The sequence below is a fragment of the Methylorubrum sp. POS3 genome (assembly GCF_043352485.1).
Taxonomy (GTDB): Bacteria; Pseudomonadota; Alphaproteobacteria; order Rhizobiales; family Beijerinckiaceae; genus Methylobacterium; species Methylobacterium suomiense.
The window spans coordinates 2,546,604-2,561,089 of record NZ_JAPRBT010000001.1 but is presented as its reverse complement, the minus strand read 5'-3'; the positions used below and the strand labels follow the sequence as shown (position 1 = coordinate 2,561,089).

Genomic DNA, 14,486 nt, shown 5'->3' with positions numbered 1-14,486 from the left:
TGATGGACGAGATTCACGACGCGACCTCCGAGGTCGCCTGCGACGTGCTGGTGATCGGCGGCGGCACCGCCGGGCCGATGGCGGCGCTGAAGGCCAAGCTGCGCAACCCGGCCGCCCGCGTAGTGCTGCTGGAAAAAGCCAACGTGAAGCGCTCTGGCGCGATCAGCATGGGCATGGACGGGCTGAACAACGCCGTCATTCCCGGCTACGCCACGCCGGAGCAGTACACCAAGGAAATCACCATCGCCAACGACGGCATCTGCGATCAAGCGCCGGTCTACAAGTATGCCGAGCGATGCTTCGAGATCATTCAGGAACTCGACCGGTTCGGCATCCGCTTCCAGAGGGACGGCAACGGCGATTACGACGTCAAGAAGGTGCATCATCTCGGCACCTACGTGCTGCCGATGCCCAACGGCGACACCGTCAAGAAGGCGCTCTACCGTCAGCTGCGCAAGGCGCAGGTCTTGATCTCCAACCGCTTCATGGCGACCCGCCTGCTCAATGCCCCCGACGGCGCGGCGGCCGGCGCCGTTGCGGTCAACACCCGCACCGCCGAGTTTCTGACCATCCGCGCCAAGGCCGTGATCCTGTGCCTGGGTGCGGCCGGGCGGCTCGGCCTGCCGCATTCGGGCTATCTCTGGGGCACCTACGAGAACGCCGCCAATTCGGGCGACGGCTATTCGATGGCCTATCATGCCGGCGCGGGGCTGGCGAACCTCGAGTGTTTCCAGATCAACCCGCTGATCAAGGACTATAACGGTCCGGCCTGCGCCTACGTTGCCGGCCCGTTCGGGGCCTACACCGCCAACAGCGCCGGCAACCGCTTCATCGAGTGCGACTACTGGTCGGGCCAGATGATGCAGGAGTTCTACAACGAATTGCAAAGCGGCAACGGCCCGGTCTTCCTCAAGCTCGACCACCTGCACGCCGACACCGTGTCGGAGATCGAGACGATCCTGCACAAGGTCGAGCGGCCCTCGCGCGGGCGCTTCCACGAGAACCGCGGCACCGATTACCGCGAGCGCATGGTCGAGATGCACATCTCGGAAGTGGGCTTCTGCTCGGGCCACAGCGCGTCGGGCGTGTTCGTCGATGAATTTGCCCGCACCACCGTAGCGGGGCTGTACTCGGCCGGTGACATGGCCAACGTCCCCCACAATTACATGCTCGGCGCCTTCACCAACGGCGCGGTGGCGGGCGAGCACGCCATCGATTTCGCGGGCGAGATCGATCTCCCGGCGATCGATGCCGAACAGGTCGCCCGTGAGCGGGCGCGGGTGTTGGCGCCGACGAAGCGGGAGGACGGCATCCCGCCCAACCAGATCGAGTACAAGACCCGCCGCTTCGTCAACGACTACCTCCAGCCGCCGAAGGTGACGGCCAAGATGGAGATCGGCCAGCGCCGCTTCGGTGAAATCCGCGAGGATCTCGAGACCCGGATGGTCGCCCGCGACAGCCACGAGCTGATGCGGGCGCTGGAGGCCGCCTCGATCCTCGACTGCGCCGAGATGGCCGCCCACGCCTCGCTGTTCCGCACCGAGAGCCGCTGGGGCCTCTACCACAACCGCACCGACTTCCCCGAGAAGAACGACGCGGACTGGTTCTGCCACACCATCCTGCGGAAGCGGGACGGGCGCATGGTGAGCGAGAAACGCCCGATCACGCCGTACATCGTGCCGATCGAGGCCGACGAGCGCGGCGCCTACGACCGCCAGCGCGTCCGAAAGCAGGCTTGAAGGGCACGCCGCGCAACACGCCTTCTCTCACCCAACCCCCCTCACCCTGAGGTGCCGGAGCGCAGCGGAGGCCTCGAAGGAGGGCTCCAGGGATCGCGCGACCGGCTGGAGCCGTCCTTCGAGGCTCGCTTCGCGGGCACCTCAAGATGAGGGGAATGGATGGGAGGAAGGCACCCGTTTCAGGAGACACCCATGCCCCTCGCCCACCAGCCCAGCACGGTCCCGGTTACCGTCGACCCGGACAAATGCATCGCCGACAAGGGCTGCACGGTCTGTGTCGATGTCTGCCCGCTCGACGTGCTGCGGATCAGCGACCTCACCGGCAAGGCCCACATGAAGTACGACGAGTGCTGGTACTGCATGCCCTGCGAGACCGACTGCCCGACCGGCGCGGTCACCGTCCAGATCCCCTACCTGCTGCGGTGACCGCCATGCCCAAGACCCAGCCCGTCACCGATCCGTTCGAGGATTTCGGCGACGTCGCCGATCTCGCTCAGGGCCTCGCCGACGCCGACCCGGCAGTGCGCCGCGTCGCGGTGCTGGCGCTGGCCGAGACCGCCGACCCGGAGGCCGTGCCGCATCTGGCGCGGGCCGCCACGGATGCCGACCCGGACGTGCGGCGTCAGGCGGCGCTCTCGCTCGGTGGCTTCGACGGGACCGAGACCGCCGCCGCGCTGGCCGGCGCCCTCGCCGATCCCGACCGCTCGGTCGCGGCGGCCGCCGCCGAGAGCCTGACCGAGCTGAAGGATGCGTCCGCCGGCCGGCCGCTGCTGCCGCTCGCCGGCCATGCCGACGCCTTCGTGCGGGCCGCCGCCTTGCGCGCCCTGCGGGGGCTGCGCCTGCCCGAGGCGCTGGGCCCTGCGGTCGCCGCGCTCGGCGATGCGGAGCCGGCGGTGCGGGCGCAGGGCGTCGGCGTCATCGCCTACCTGAAGCGCGAAGAGACGCTGCCCTCGCTCATCGCGGCGACCCGCGACACGGATTCCGAGGTGCGCCGCGCGGCCATCGGCGGGCTCGCCTTCTCGCGCCACGCCAGCGCGGTCGAGGCCATCGCCGGCGCCCTGCGCGATCCCGAATGGAGCGTGCGCGAGACCGCCGCCGAGGCGCTCGGCCGGGCGGGAAATCCGGAGGCCGCCGAGGTGCTGATCGCGGCGCTCGACGACCCCGCGTGGCAGGTTCGCCAGAAGGCCCTGCGCAGCCTCGGCCGGCTCAAGGCGCGCCGCGCGGTGCCGACGGTGCTGGCTGCGCTCTCCGACGCGATGGCGGGCTTGCGCAAGGAGGCGGCCGCCGCGCTCGGCGAGATCGCCGACCCGGCGGCGCGGGCGGGGCTGGAGGGGATCGCCAACGATCCCGACCCGGACGTGCGCAAGACCGCGCGCTGGGCGCTGGAGCGGCTGGCGGCGTAAGGCTGCGCCTCACGCCGACCCGGCCTCTCCCATTCAAAGCCTCATCCTGAGGTGCCGGCGCGGAACGTCGGCCTCGAAGGAGCCCTCCAGCCAGCGCGCGGAGCCTGGAGACGTCCTTCGAGGCTCCGCTTCGCTTCGCACCTCAGGATGAGGGAGCGGGTGGGGGAAGGGCGGATCGATCCGCCGACGCGCTGCGTCGCGCGCCCGTCCTCACCCGTCCGTCAGCACGATTTCCTGCAGCCGGCCCGGCCGCAGCAGCCGGATATGCGCGGCGTCGATCGCCACGATGCCCTCGCGCTGGAAGCGCTTGAGCATCATCGTCACCCATTGCCGGGTGGAGCCGACCAGCGCCGCGAGTTCGTCGTGGGTGATGCGGCGGCGGATGACGACGGTGCCGTTCTCCGGCGTCCCGTAGAGGTCGCCGAGGTTGAGCAGCAGTTGCGCCAGCCGCTCGATAACGGAGCGGGTGCCCAGCATCTGCGCCATGGCGGTGTAGCAGCGGCCTTTGGCTTCCAGGGCCGCGATGAGGCACAGCGCGAAGCCGGGCATCTGGCGAATGAGGCTGCGGAGCGTCGGGCTCGACAGCACGGTGACCCGCACCGGCTCGATCGCCACGCCCGACCATTGATGGCAGCCGCCGCCATGGATGCTCGGGCCGCCGATGAAGTGGCCCGGCGTCCAATAGGCCAGCGTCACCTGCCGGCCGGACGGGCCGGAATAGAACACCCGCACCCGCCCCTCCTCGATGAGGAAGATGCCCTCGTGCGGTGCCCCTTGCGTGAACACGCTCTCGCCGGGCGCGAGGACCACCGATCGGCCGGCGGCGCGCACGCGGGCGATTTCGGCCGGCGTCAATCCGTCGAGGAAGCTCGCGCCGTCGTCGAGCCCCTCGACCGTTTCGCTGAGGAACAGGGCGCTGGCGATCAGCGGCGCCGGGCGGCGCTCGGGAAGCGCGAGCGGTGCGGAGGACATGGGCGAAACCTTCACGGAGAACGTCCGGTGTTTCGATCCGTCTCCGGGCTCGATTATCGGCCCGGCACGCTTGAGAGCAATTCCAAATCAGCGGCACTGGGCAAGATGATCTTCTCCAATCGAACATCCTGCGAGAAGAGAATTCCGGGGTATCAAGAATAGGGGTGGGCGAGCAAAGATCTTATCCGATCAACGAAATTAATTGCTCGTTCCGGCGCGCCTGCCGGTCGCAGAACGGCGGCGTCGCCGTCCTCGTGAGCGGTCGACGAAAACCGTTCACGGAGCCTCCGGTGCCTCAACGCTTTCCGCTCACCCGCCGCCTCGCCACCCTGCTCGTGGCAGCGACCGCCCTCGGCGCGGCAGCGCCCGTGTCGGCGCGCGCCGAGACCATCCGGGTCGCCATCGGCACGCAGGACACCACCATCAACTGCGCCACCGGCGGGCTGCTGATCCGCGAGTTGAAGCTGCTCGAAAAGTTTCTCCCGCATGACGGGAAGTACAAGGACGCGACCTACGACATCCAGTGGCGCAACTTCACCAGCGGGGCGCCGCTCACCAACGAGATGGTGGCGGGCAAGCTGGATCTCGGGGCAATGGCCGAGTTCCCCGGTTCGCTCAACGGCTACGCCTTCGCCAAGGCCGGGCGTCGCTCGCTGTTCATCTCGGTCCTTTCGGGCTCCCTGCGCGGCAGCGGCAACGGCATCGTCGTGCCGAAGGAATCAGCCGTACAGTCCTTCGGCGACCTCAAGGGCCGGACCATCTCGGTGCCCTTCGCCTCGACGGCGCATGGGCTGCTCCTGAGGGCAGTGAAGGCGCAGGGCTGGGAGCCGGGCCGCGATGTGACCATCATCACCCAGGCACCAGAGGTGGCGGGCGCGGCGTTGCTGGCCAACAAGATCGAGGCACATGCCGACTTCGTACCCTTCGCCGAGCTGTTTCCCTGGCGCGGCTTCGCCCGCAAGATCTACGACGGCGCGCAGGCCAACGCCCCGACCTTCCACGGGGCCTTGGCCGACGGCGACTATGCCGAGAAATACCCGGAAATCGTCACCGCCTATCTCCGGGCGGCAATCGAGGCAGACCGCCTGATCGCCGCCGAGCCGGAAAAGTACGCGGAGCTGATCGAGCGGGTGACCGGGATCGAGGCGGAGGTCTCGTACCTGTTCCACGGACCGCTCGGCCTCCAGACCCGCGATGTGACTTGGAAGCCCGCCTACCGGCAGGCGGTGAAGACCGCGTTCGAGACGCTGAAACTCCTGAAGAAGGCCGATTCCGACATCGATCTCGACCGCTTCATCGACGACCGCTTCATCCGCGCGGCCGCGGCCCAGGCCGGGCTCGACTACGAGGCGCGACTGAAGGACGAGGCGCCCAGCGCGCTGACCACGAACGACGCCGCCACGGGGCAGCCGATCACCGATCCGTCCCGCGTCGCGCAGCTCTGGATCCGCGGTGAGTCCAAAGTCCGGCACTACGCCACTCCCGAAGCAGCATTCGCGGCGCTAGCCGATCTCGAGAAGCAGGGCCGCGAGGCTCGTGCGGTCTACGCGCAGGATCGGAACACCGGCATCAAGCTGTTCGCCACTCAGGCCTGGTACGTGCGCGACGGGCAGGGCCAGCTCGGCGCCTTCCTGCTCAAGGGCGACGCGCAAGGCTACGCCGCGGCTCACGGCGGCGAGGTGCTCGACTTCGCCGGTGTCCGGGCCGGCCATCCGAAGCTGTCCGCGCGATGAGCGCTTCGGCGATCGAGACGGCGCCGGCACTCCGCACGGCGCGCGGGCCGGCGGCCCGGGCGAGCCGCCCGCGGACACTGCCGCTCCGGCGCCTCGCGCTGCGCGGCCTCGCCCTGGCGCTCAGCCTCGCCGCGTGGCATCTCGCGGCCACCTACCGGCTCGATCTCGGCGTCCTCACCTTCCGGAACGTGCCGACGCCGACGGCGGCCGCGCAGGCCGCCTGGGCGTTGCTGCACGCGCCCGCGCTGCCGACGCATCTGGCGGCAAGCCTCGCCCGGGTGCTGTCGGGCTTCCTCGCCGCGCTCGGCGTCGGCGTCGTCCTGGGACTGGCCATCGGCCGCTCGAAGCGCGCCCACGACCTGCTGCTCCCGCCGCTCGAAGTCCTGCGGCCGATTCCCGCCGTCGCCTGGATTCCGCTGGCGATCCTGATGTTCCCGTCCTCCGAGGTGTCGATGGCCTTCATCACCTTCACGGGGGCGCTGTTTCCGATCCTGCTCAACACCGTGCACGGGGTGGAATCGGTCCATCCGCGGCTGGTCGCCGCCGCTCGCAGCCTCGGGGCGGGGGATGCCGCGATCCTGCGGGAGGTGATCCTTCCGGGAGCGGCGCCCAGCATCGTCACGGGCGCGGCGATCGGCATGGGCACGGCGTGGTTCTGCCTGATCACTGCCGAGATGATCTCCGGCCAGTACGGGATCGGTTACTTCACCTGGGAATCCTACACGCTGCAGAACTACGACGACATCGTCGTCGGCATGCTGCTGATCGGGCTGCTCGGGATGGGATCGAGCCTCGTCGTGCGCTGGCTCGGCGCCTGGGCGACGCCGTGGGTCGGCGCGGGAGTCCAACGATGAGCGCCGCACTCGCCGAACTCCAAGTGGACGACAGGGCCGATGACGGCCACGTGGCCATCCGCGGCGGCGCGATCCGCCTCGGGCAGGGTGCTTCGGCCTTCGATGTCGTCGAGGGTATCGACCTCGACATTCCGGCTCGCCAGTTCGTCTGCATCCTCGGGCCCTCGGGCTGCGGGAAGTCGACCCTGCTCGGCGCGGTCGCCGGCCATCTCGCCCTGTCGCGCGGTCGCGTCAGCCTCGACGGACGGGCGGTGACCGGCCCGCATCCGGATCGCGGCATCGTCTTCCAGCAGCACACCCTGTTTCCGTGGCTCAGCGTCCTCGACAACGTCGCCTTCGGCCCGAAGATGAAGGGCGTCGCCCGCGGCGAGCGGCGGGAGCGCGCTCGGTCGCTGCTGGCCCAAGTGGGGCTGTCCGATTTCCTGGAGGCTTACCCAGCGGAGCTGTCGGGCGGAATGCAGCAGCGCGTCGAGATCGCCCGCGCGCTGATCAACCGGCCCCGCGTCCTGCTGATGGACGAGCCGTTCGGGGCGCTCGACGCGCAAACCCGGCTGACCATGCAGGAACTGCTCCTCGACATCTGGGCCCGCCACCGCACCACGATCCTGTTCGTGACGCACGACATCGACGAGGCGCTGTTCCTGGCCGACCGGCTCATCGTGATGACGCCGCGACCGGGCCGCATCCTCGACGACATCCCCCTCGAGTTCGGCCGCCCACGCGAGCGCGGGCTGATCACCGATCCGCGCTTCACGGCGATCAAGCAGCGCTGCCTCACGCTGCTGCGGAGCGCGCCGGGCGGCCTGCCGCTCGCGCGGCTGAGCCCGATCGGCGTATAGATCGCCCCGTTCCTGCGCCGTAAGGATTGTCGCATGCTGGAGGTGCCGCCCGTGGTCGCGCACGGTTCCTCGACGCCGAGCGTCACCTACTATTTCAGCTTCCTATCGCTGTGGTCCTATGTCGGCAGCCGCGCCTTCCGGGCGCTCACTGAGCGAACCGGCGCGGAGGTCGTCTATAAACCGGTCGATCTGCTCGCCGTCTTCGCGGCGGGCGGCGGCAAGCCGGTCAAGGAGCGGCCGCTGCAGCGACAGGCCTACCGCCTCGTCGAGATGCAGCGCTGGCGCCGTATCCGTGGCATCCCGCTCACCCTGCACCCAAAATTCTACCCGGCCGATCCGTCGCTGGCCCATCGCGTCCTGCTCGCCGCCCTCGACGAGGGGGCGGATGTCGCCGACTTCGTCCATGCGGGCCTGAGCGCCGTTTGGGCGGACGAGTTCGACATCGCCGATCCTGCCACGATCACTCGCCTGGCCGACGCGGCCGGGCTCGAGGGGGCGCGGCTGCTCACCCGCGCCGACGAGCCATCCCTACGCGAGCGGGAGACGGCACTGACCCTCGAGGCGATCCGGCGGCAGGTGTTCGGAGCACCGTTCTTCTTTTTTCGCGACGAGCCGTTCTGGGGTCAGGACAGGCTCGACCTGTTGGAGGCTGCGATTTCGGGCTCCGACGCTCCGATCCCGCTGCCGGATTTCTCCGTTCCCGCCTGAGCCCGCGTCTCCCCGAGAAGCGCGTTGAGGACGATGGCTGCAATCGCGGTGAGCAGGATCGGGTCCTTGACGATCGGACCGAAGGCGTCCGGCACCGCGCGAAAGAATTGCGGCTGCACGATCGGGATCAGGCCGATCCCGAGCGAGGCGGCGATGATCAGCGCGTCGCGGCTGCCGGCCCGGGCGTAATCGACCTGCGCCAGGATGCGGATGCCGGTCGCCGCGACCATGCCGAACATCACCAGCGCCGCCCCGCCGAGCACGGCCTGCGGTATCGAGGCCGCGAGGAAAGCTACCTTCGGCACGAGGCCGAGCACCAGCATGATCGCGCCGGCCATGGCGCAGACCCAGCGGCTGTGCACGCCGGTGAGCCCAACGAGGCCGACATTCTGCGAGTAGGACAGGTAGGGGAAGGTGTTGAGCAGGCCGCCGATCAGCGTGCCGAGGGCGTCGGCGCGCAGGCCCCGGCGGATGTCCTCCGTCCCGACAGGGCGCCCGGTCATCACACCGAGGGCCAGGAACATGCCGGTCGCCTCGATGAACACGACGGTCATCACGAGGCACAGGATCAGGCAGGGCACGAGGTGGAAGGTCGGGGCACCGAACTGCAACGGGAGCACCACCCTCAGCCACGGCTCGGCGGCAAGCCCCTCGAAGCTCGTCCAGCCGAGCGCCACGGTGACGACGGTGCCGAGCCCGATTCCGAGCAGCACGGCGATGCGCCCGAGAAAGCCCGGTCCGAACCGGGCGATCAGCAGGGTCGCGGCGAGCACGAAGCCCGCCACCGCGATCGTGGCGGGCGCGCCGAATTCCGGCTTGCCCGCGCCCCCGCCCGCCCAGCCGACGGCGACGCGGGTCAGCGCGATGCCGATCATGAGGAGGATCGTGCCGGTCACGACCGGCGGGAAGAAGCGCATCACCCGGCCGATGAAGGGCGTGACGAGGAGGCCGTAGAGGCCGCCGACGATCACCGCGCCGTAGATGCCGGTGAGCCCGACGCCGGGCATCGCCGCGATGGCCAAGAGCGGCTGGATCGCGACCGCCGTGACGCCCATGATCACGGGAAGCCGGATGCCGAAGGGGCCGATGCCGACCGTCTGGATCAGCGTGGCGATGCCGCAGGCGAACAGGTCGGCGTTCACGAGGAATGCGATCTGGTCCTTGGGCAGTTGCAGCGCCCCGCCGACGATGAGCGGCACCGCGATGGCGTTGGCATACATGACGAGCACGTGCTGGAGCCCCAGCAGGAACAGCCGCGGCGCGGGCGGGACCGCATCGACGCCGTCGCGGAGCGCGGCGCCGGGGATCGGATCGACCGGCCTCATCCTCGCACCCGCGGAACGACGTGTTCGGCAAAGCGCGCCATCTCGGCCTCGAACGGCTGGAATTGCAGCATGAACAGCTCGATGCCGGCCGCGTGGAAGGCGCGGATGTGCTGCGCGACCCCATCGTAGCTGCCGACGAGCCCAGCCGCCGTGCCGCCGTTGGTGCCGACATGGTGCGAGGCCGCCGCATCGGTCTTGGCGAACATCACGCTCGCTGCGTCGGTGCGGGCGCGGGTGTCGGCGCGGATGGCCTCGTCGCGGCGGCTCAAATCGAGCAGGCGGGCGAACTCGGCCTGGGCCTCGGCTTCCGTGTCCCGCGCGATCACGAAGGCTGAGAGGCCGTAGCGCAGGCGGCCCGCGGCGGCCGGGCGGCGGGCCACGTCGGCGAGCAGATCGGCGACCGCGTCGAGCGGCTGGCCGTTGATGAACCAGACGTCGCCGTGGTCGGCGACCAGCGCGCGGGCCGGCTCGGACTCGCCGCCGACATAGAGGGTCGGCCGCGCCCGATACGTGCCGGCGGGCTTGAGCTGGTAATCGTCGACGCGGAAGTGGCGACCCTCATAGGTCACGCGCTCGCCGCGCAGCAGCCGGTCGACGAGCGCGATCCACTCGCGGCCGTAGGCGTAGCGCTCGTCGTGGGCGGGGAACGGCAGGCCCGCCCGCTCGAATTCGGCGCGGTTCCAGGCGTTGACGAGGTTGAGGGCGAAGCGGCCGGTGCTGATGTGCTCGATCTGGAGCGCCATCTTGGCGAGCACGATCGGGTGATAGAGCCCCGGCTTGATCGCCGCGATGATCTCGATGCGCTCGGTCACCGCCGCGAGCGCGGCGGACGCCGTCCAGGCCTCCAACTGGTCGCGGCTCTCGTCGTAGGGGTTCACCGTGTGCTGGGCGACGAGGATGCTGTCGTAGCCGAGGCGCTCGGCCTCCAGGACGAGCGCGCGGTTGCGGGCCCAGGAGGCGTCGTGCGGCTCGTCGGGATCGTGGCGGGCGGCGCGCGAGCCGTGGACGGGGGCCCAGACGCCGAAGCGGAGCGGATGCGTCATCGGTCTCAGCCCCGTCCGCCCGGCGGCTGCCACAGCCGCACGGCGGTGGCGTCGAGCCGGCGCGGGATCAAGCCGGCCTCGAAGAAGGTGTCGGCGATGGCCTGCTGCTCGGAGAGTGCGGCCCGCTCGACCGCCCCGACCGCGTAGGAGCGCCGTGCGTTGACGGTGTCGACGACGTCCGGTGGCAGGTCGCCCCAGGTCGGTGCGAGCAGGGCCACGGCCTCCTTGGGGTTGGCCTTCACCCATTGCTTGGCCTCGACCAGCGCGGCGAAGACGGTGGCCACCACCTCCGGCTGCTCGACGGCAAAACTGTCGTTGACCGTGTAGTAGCGGTTGTAGCTCGACAGGCCGGTGGCGTCGGCCAGCACCCGCACCGGGCGCTTGGCCTGAACGATCGCGAGGAACGGGTCCCAGATCGCCCACGCTTCGATGCCGCCCCGCTCGAACGCCGCGAGCCCGTCGGGCGCTTCCAGATAGGCCGGGCGGATGTCGGCGAAACGCAGGCCCTCGCGCTTGAGCGCCCCCGCGAGGATGAAGTGGCAGCCCGAGCCCTTCGACACGCCGACGCTGTGGCCCTTCAGGTCCGCGACCGTGCGGATCGATGATTCCTCCGGCACGATGATCGCCTCGGCCCGCGGCGAGCCGGCCTCCATGGCGTAGAAGGTCAAGGGCGCGCCCGCCGATTGGGTGAAGATCGGCACCGCGTCGGCCACATCCGCATGGAGATCGACCGCGCCGGTGTTCATCGGCTCCAGGACCTTGGTGAACAGGTGCCAGCTCACCCCGAACCCCTGGCGGCCGAGCCGCTCCTCGAGGGTACCCTTGGCTTTCAGCACCGTGAGCAGCGTCGAGGAGCGCTGGTAGCTGAGGCGCACCGTCCGCCCGGCGCGGGCCGCGCCGGATCGGCCGAGGACGAGGCCGGCGGTGAGCGCCCCGGCGAGATGGCGGCGAGTCAGGCTCATCGGGCCTCCGTGCGATCGGTGGGGCGGGCCGCGGGCGGCGGGACGTCCGGCCGCGGATCGGCGGTGAAGCCGTCGCGGTTCGGCATGGCGACCCGCGGCAGCGCGGCGGCGTCGAGGCTCGCCTCCTCGGACAGCAGGCCGTTGAGGTGCAGCACGTAGGCGCTGACCGCGTAGGTCTCGTCCGCCGAGAGCGATTGCGGCGCGTCGAACGGCATGGCCCGGCGCACATAGTCGAACAGGGTCGTGGCGTAGGGCCAGTAGCTGCCGACCGTGCGCAGGGGCTTGGGGCTGGCGAGGCTGCCCTGTCCGCCGGCCAAGGCCTCGGCGGCGGCGCCCTCGCCGCGGGCGCCGTGGCAGCCGGCGCAGCGCGCGGCGTAGAGCGCCGCGCCGTCGCGCACGCTGCCGTGACCGGGCGGCAGGCCCTGGCCGTCGGGGCGCACGTCGATGTCCCAAGCCGCGATTGTTTCCGGTGGGGCCGGACGACCGATGCCGAGCGGTTCGGCGCTGGCCGGGCCGGCGAGACACAGGATCAGGGGGAGAAGGGCCTCACGCCGCATAGGTCACCGCCCCGTTCGCTCCGACGCTCCAGCCGAACACCGCGTTGTTGTGGTAGAACGAGCGGGTGCCGCGCACCGCCACCAGCGCGTCGCGCGAGGGCTGGACGTAGCCGGTCTCGTCCCGCGCCCGGCTCAGGAGCTGGGCCGGCCCGCCCTCCCAGTGCCAGGGCAGGCGGAAGCGGGTGAAGCAGCGGGGCAGAACTGGCCCCTCCAGTCGCGCCTCTCGCCACGAGGCGCCGCCGTCGGTCGAGACCTCGACGCCCGCGATCCGCCCGCGCCCGGTCCAGGCGAGCCCGCGGATCTCGTGGAAGCCGGGCTCGCGCAGGTGCTGGCCGCCCGAGGGCGCGGTGATGACGGATTTGGCCTCCATCACGAAGGTGAACTGGCGCGCCGTGCCGTCCGGCATCAGGTCGGTGTATTTCGAGGTCTCTTCCCGCGTCTGGAACGGCCGGTCGCCGAGCTTGATCCGGCGCAGCCACTTGATGCTGAGATTGCCCTCCAGCCCCGGCAGGAACAGCCGCAGGGGATAGCCCTGCTCCGGCCTCAGACGCTCGCCGTTCTGCGCGTAGGCGAGGATCGCCCCGTCGAGGCCGTCGAGCGGGATCGAGCGCGTCATGGCGCAGGCATCCGCCCCCTCCGCCAGGAGCCACGCGGCGCTCGGTTTCACCCCGACTTCCGCCAGCACCGTCGCGAGTTCGACGCCGGTCCACTCGGCGCAGGAGATTAGGCCGTGGCTGTCCTGCACCGTCCAGTCGGGCTTGGCCCCGAGCCAGGGCGTGTTGCCCGAGCATTCGAGGACGTGCAGCCGCGACACCGCGGGAAAGCGCACGAGGTCGTCCATGGTCAGGATCAGCGGGCGCTCGACGAGGCCGTGGATAGCAAGGCGGTGCCGGTCCGGATCGATGGCCGGGATGCCGGCGTGATGGCGCTCGAAATGCAGGCCGTTCGGTGTGACGATGCCGTGCAGGCCCTGCAGCGGCGTCACCGTGGAGGTGGCGCCGGGAAAGCGCGGCGGCAGCCGCGGGTAGCGCGCGAGTTTTTCTCCTCGGGCAGGCAGGCCATAGCCGGGGGCTGTCGCGCCCTGCTCGCGGGTCCAGAGCGGCACGTCGAGGGCATTTGCTTCTGCGAGCGCGCCCGTGGCGGCGCCGGTCGCCATGCCGGCTCCGGCGAGGCGCAGGAAGCTGCGGCGGTTTTCCAGTCGCTGGCTCATCTACTTCGCGCTCGCCTCGGTCTGGACCGCCTCGAAGAAGCGGGGATCGAACAGGCCGTCCGTCGGCGGAGTCGTCTCGTTGACGCCGAGGGTGGTCTGGAAGGCCAGCATCGCCCGCGTCGCCGCCACGATGGTGCGGGGATCGGCGACGTACTGGGTGGCCGGCGAGGCGAGCGCCGCCCGCAGGGTCGCGGCGGTGACGATGCCCTTGCCGAGTGCCGCCTCCACCGCCGGCAGCGCCCGCTCCGGCTCGCGCTTGATCAGATCGACGGCGCGCACGATCCCCCGGACGAGCGTGCGCACGGCCTCCGGGTTCTGTTCGAGGAAGGCGCCGCGCACCGCCACCACCGTGCCGGGTTGGCCCGGAAACAGGTCGCTGCCGCCCGCCACGAGGCGGATCTGCGGGTTGCGCTCGCGGATGATGGTGAGGCCCGGCTCGCGCACCGTCGCGGCCTCCACCGCGCCGGCCAGGATCGCCTGCTGGGCCGCATCGATGCCGAGCGTCAGGATCTGCACGTCGGCCGGATCGACCCGGTGCACCTCGAGCAGCCAGTAGGACAGGTTGGTGTAGGGGATCGAGCCGGGCGGCTGGGTCGCGATCTTGGCCGGCCGGCCGTTCTCCGCGCGGAAGCGGCGGAAGACTTCGGCCGGGGCGGTGCCGTCGGTGAGCGGCCCGGCGAGTTTGGGGCCTGCCACCAGCACGTTCTCGCCCACTGCGGTCGCCGCCACGACCCGCAGATCGACCCCGCGGGTCCGCCCGATCGCCACCGGCGTGATCCCGGCGATATAGACGTCCAGCGTGCCGCTCGCCGCGGCCTGCACGGCGTTCGGCCCGGAATCGTAGAGCGCGACGACCGGCTTCAGGCCGCCTGCGGACAGCCAGCCCTCGCGCTCGGCCACGAACAGCGGCGCGGCGCCGAGTACCGGAATCGCCCCGATTCGCACAGCCAGGGCCTGCCCTTGGCCTTGCGCCCAGGCGGCGGTGGAGGCACCCAACATCGCGAAGAGAAGAATGGCCCACCGAATGATGCGCGACGACATGATCGTTCTTTTATTTTGAGAGATCGAGGCAAGATCTATCTAGATCTATTTGTATTATGAACAGATCATACAGGGACGCAAGACTGCTTGCGAAGACAGG

The 14,486-nt window shown here is 70.4% G+C and carries 14 protein-coding genes; 7 read left to right on the top strand and 7 right to left on the bottom strand.

What is annotated here, in order from left to right; translation table 11 throughout:
• Positions 1-2: 2 nt before the first annotated feature.
• From OWC43_RS12040 to OWC43_RS12030, 3 genes are all read left to right on the top strand, one after another.
• A complete protein-coding gene (locus tag OWC43_RS12040) occupies positions 3-1,739 on the top strand; it encodes a fumarate reductase/succinate dehydrogenase flavoprotein subunit (RefSeq protein ID WP_393956871.1) in 1,737 nt (578 codons plus the stop codon).
• 192 nt (positions 1,740-1,931) lie between these two features.
• Complete coding sequence (locus tag OWC43_RS12035) at positions 1,932-2,165, top strand: ferredoxin family protein (protein ID WP_056240084.1); 234 nt, start codon at positions 1,932-1,934, stop codon at positions 2,163-2,165.
• Between the two features lie 5 nt (positions 2,166-2,170).
• Complete coding sequence (locus OWC43_RS12030; protein ID WP_393956870.1) at positions 2,171-3,142, top strand: HEAT repeat domain-containing protein; 972 nt, start codon at positions 2,171-2,173, stop codon at positions 3,140-3,142.
• Positions 3,143-3,352: 210 nt separating this feature from the next.
• Here the strand turns inward: OWC43_RS12030 and OWC43_RS12025 are convergent, their stop codons facing one another.
• Complete coding sequence (locus tag OWC43_RS12025; RefSeq protein WP_393956869.1) at positions 3,353-4,114, bottom strand: Crp/Fnr family transcriptional regulator; 762 nt, start codon at positions 4,112-4,114, stop codon at positions 3,353-3,355.
• A gap of 290 nt (positions 4,115-4,404) precedes the next feature.
• Between OWC43_RS12025 and OWC43_RS12020 the strand changes: the two genes are divergently transcribed.
• The 4 genes from OWC43_RS12020 to OWC43_RS12005 are packed head-to-tail and all read left to right on the top strand — an operon-like array spanning position 4,405 to position 8,248.
• A complete protein-coding gene (locus tag OWC43_RS12020; RefSeq protein WP_393956868.1) occupies positions 4,405-5,847 on the top strand; it encodes an ABC transporter substrate-binding protein in 1,443 nt (480 codons plus the stop codon).
• A complete protein-coding gene (locus OWC43_RS12015; RefSeq protein ID WP_393956867.1) occupies positions 5,844-6,701 on the top strand; it encodes an ABC transporter permease in 858 nt (285 codons plus the stop codon). Before OWC43_RS12020 ends, OWC43_RS12015 begins: the two co-directional genes overlap by 4 nt.
• Positions 6,698-7,540: an ABC transporter ATP-binding protein gene (locus OWC43_RS12010; RefSeq protein ID WP_393956866.1), complete on the top strand. Its 843-nt coding sequence runs from the start codon at positions 6,698-6,700 to the stop codon at positions 7,538-7,540. The genes OWC43_RS12015 and OWC43_RS12010 overlap by 4 nt, the downstream gene beginning before the upstream one ends.
• Before the next feature lie 33 nt (positions 7,541-7,573).
• On the top strand, positions 7,574-8,248 hold the full coding sequence (locus tag OWC43_RS12005) for a 2-hydroxychromene-2-carboxylate isomerase (RefSeq protein ID WP_393956865.1): 675 nt from the start codon (positions 7,574-7,576) through the stop codon (positions 8,246-8,248).
• Here OWC43_RS12005 and OWC43_RS12000 read toward each other — a convergent pair.
• Genes OWC43_RS12000 through OWC43_RS11975 form a run of 6 tightly spaced genes read right to left on the bottom strand, consistent with a single transcriptional unit; the run spans position 8,164 to position 14,386 of the window.
• Positions 8,164-9,573, bottom strand: a complete 1,410-nt coding sequence (locus tag OWC43_RS12000) for a nucleobase:cation symporter-2 family protein (RefSeq protein ID WP_393956864.1) — start codon at positions 9,571-9,573, stop codon at positions 8,164-8,166. The two genes, OWC43_RS12005 and OWC43_RS12000, sit on opposite strands and share 85 nt — an antisense overlap.
• Complete coding sequence (locus OWC43_RS11995; RefSeq protein ID WP_393956863.1) at positions 9,570-10,616, bottom strand: LLM class flavin-dependent oxidoreductase; 1,047 nt, start codon at positions 10,614-10,616, stop codon at positions 9,570-9,572. Before OWC43_RS11995 ends, OWC43_RS12000 begins: the two co-directional genes overlap by 4 nt.
• Positions 10,617-10,621: 5 nt before the next feature.
• Positions 10,622-11,578, bottom strand: coding sequence for an aliphatic sulfonate ABC transporter substrate-binding protein (locus tag OWC43_RS11990; protein ID WP_393956862.1), 957 nt, complete (start codon positions 11,576-11,578; stop codon positions 10,622-10,624).
• Positions 11,575-12,135 carry a c-type cytochrome gene (locus tag OWC43_RS11985; protein ID WP_393956861.1) on the bottom strand — a complete coding sequence of 187 codons (561 nt, stop codon included), beginning with the start codon at positions 12,133-12,135 and terminating at the stop codon, positions 11,575-11,577. The genes OWC43_RS11990 and OWC43_RS11985 overlap by 4 nt, the downstream gene beginning before the upstream one ends.
• A complete protein-coding gene (gene soxC / locus OWC43_RS11980; RefSeq protein WP_393956860.1) occupies positions 12,125-13,345 on the bottom strand; it encodes a sulfite dehydrogenase in 1,221 nt (406 codons plus the stop codon). The genes OWC43_RS11985 and soxC overlap by 11 nt, the downstream gene beginning before the upstream one ends.
• Complete coding sequence (locus OWC43_RS11975) at positions 13,346-14,386, bottom strand: ABC transporter substrate-binding protein (protein WP_393956859.1); 1,041 nt, start codon at positions 14,384-14,386, stop codon at positions 13,346-13,348.
• Between the last annotated feature and the right edge of the window lie 100 nt (positions 14,387-14,486).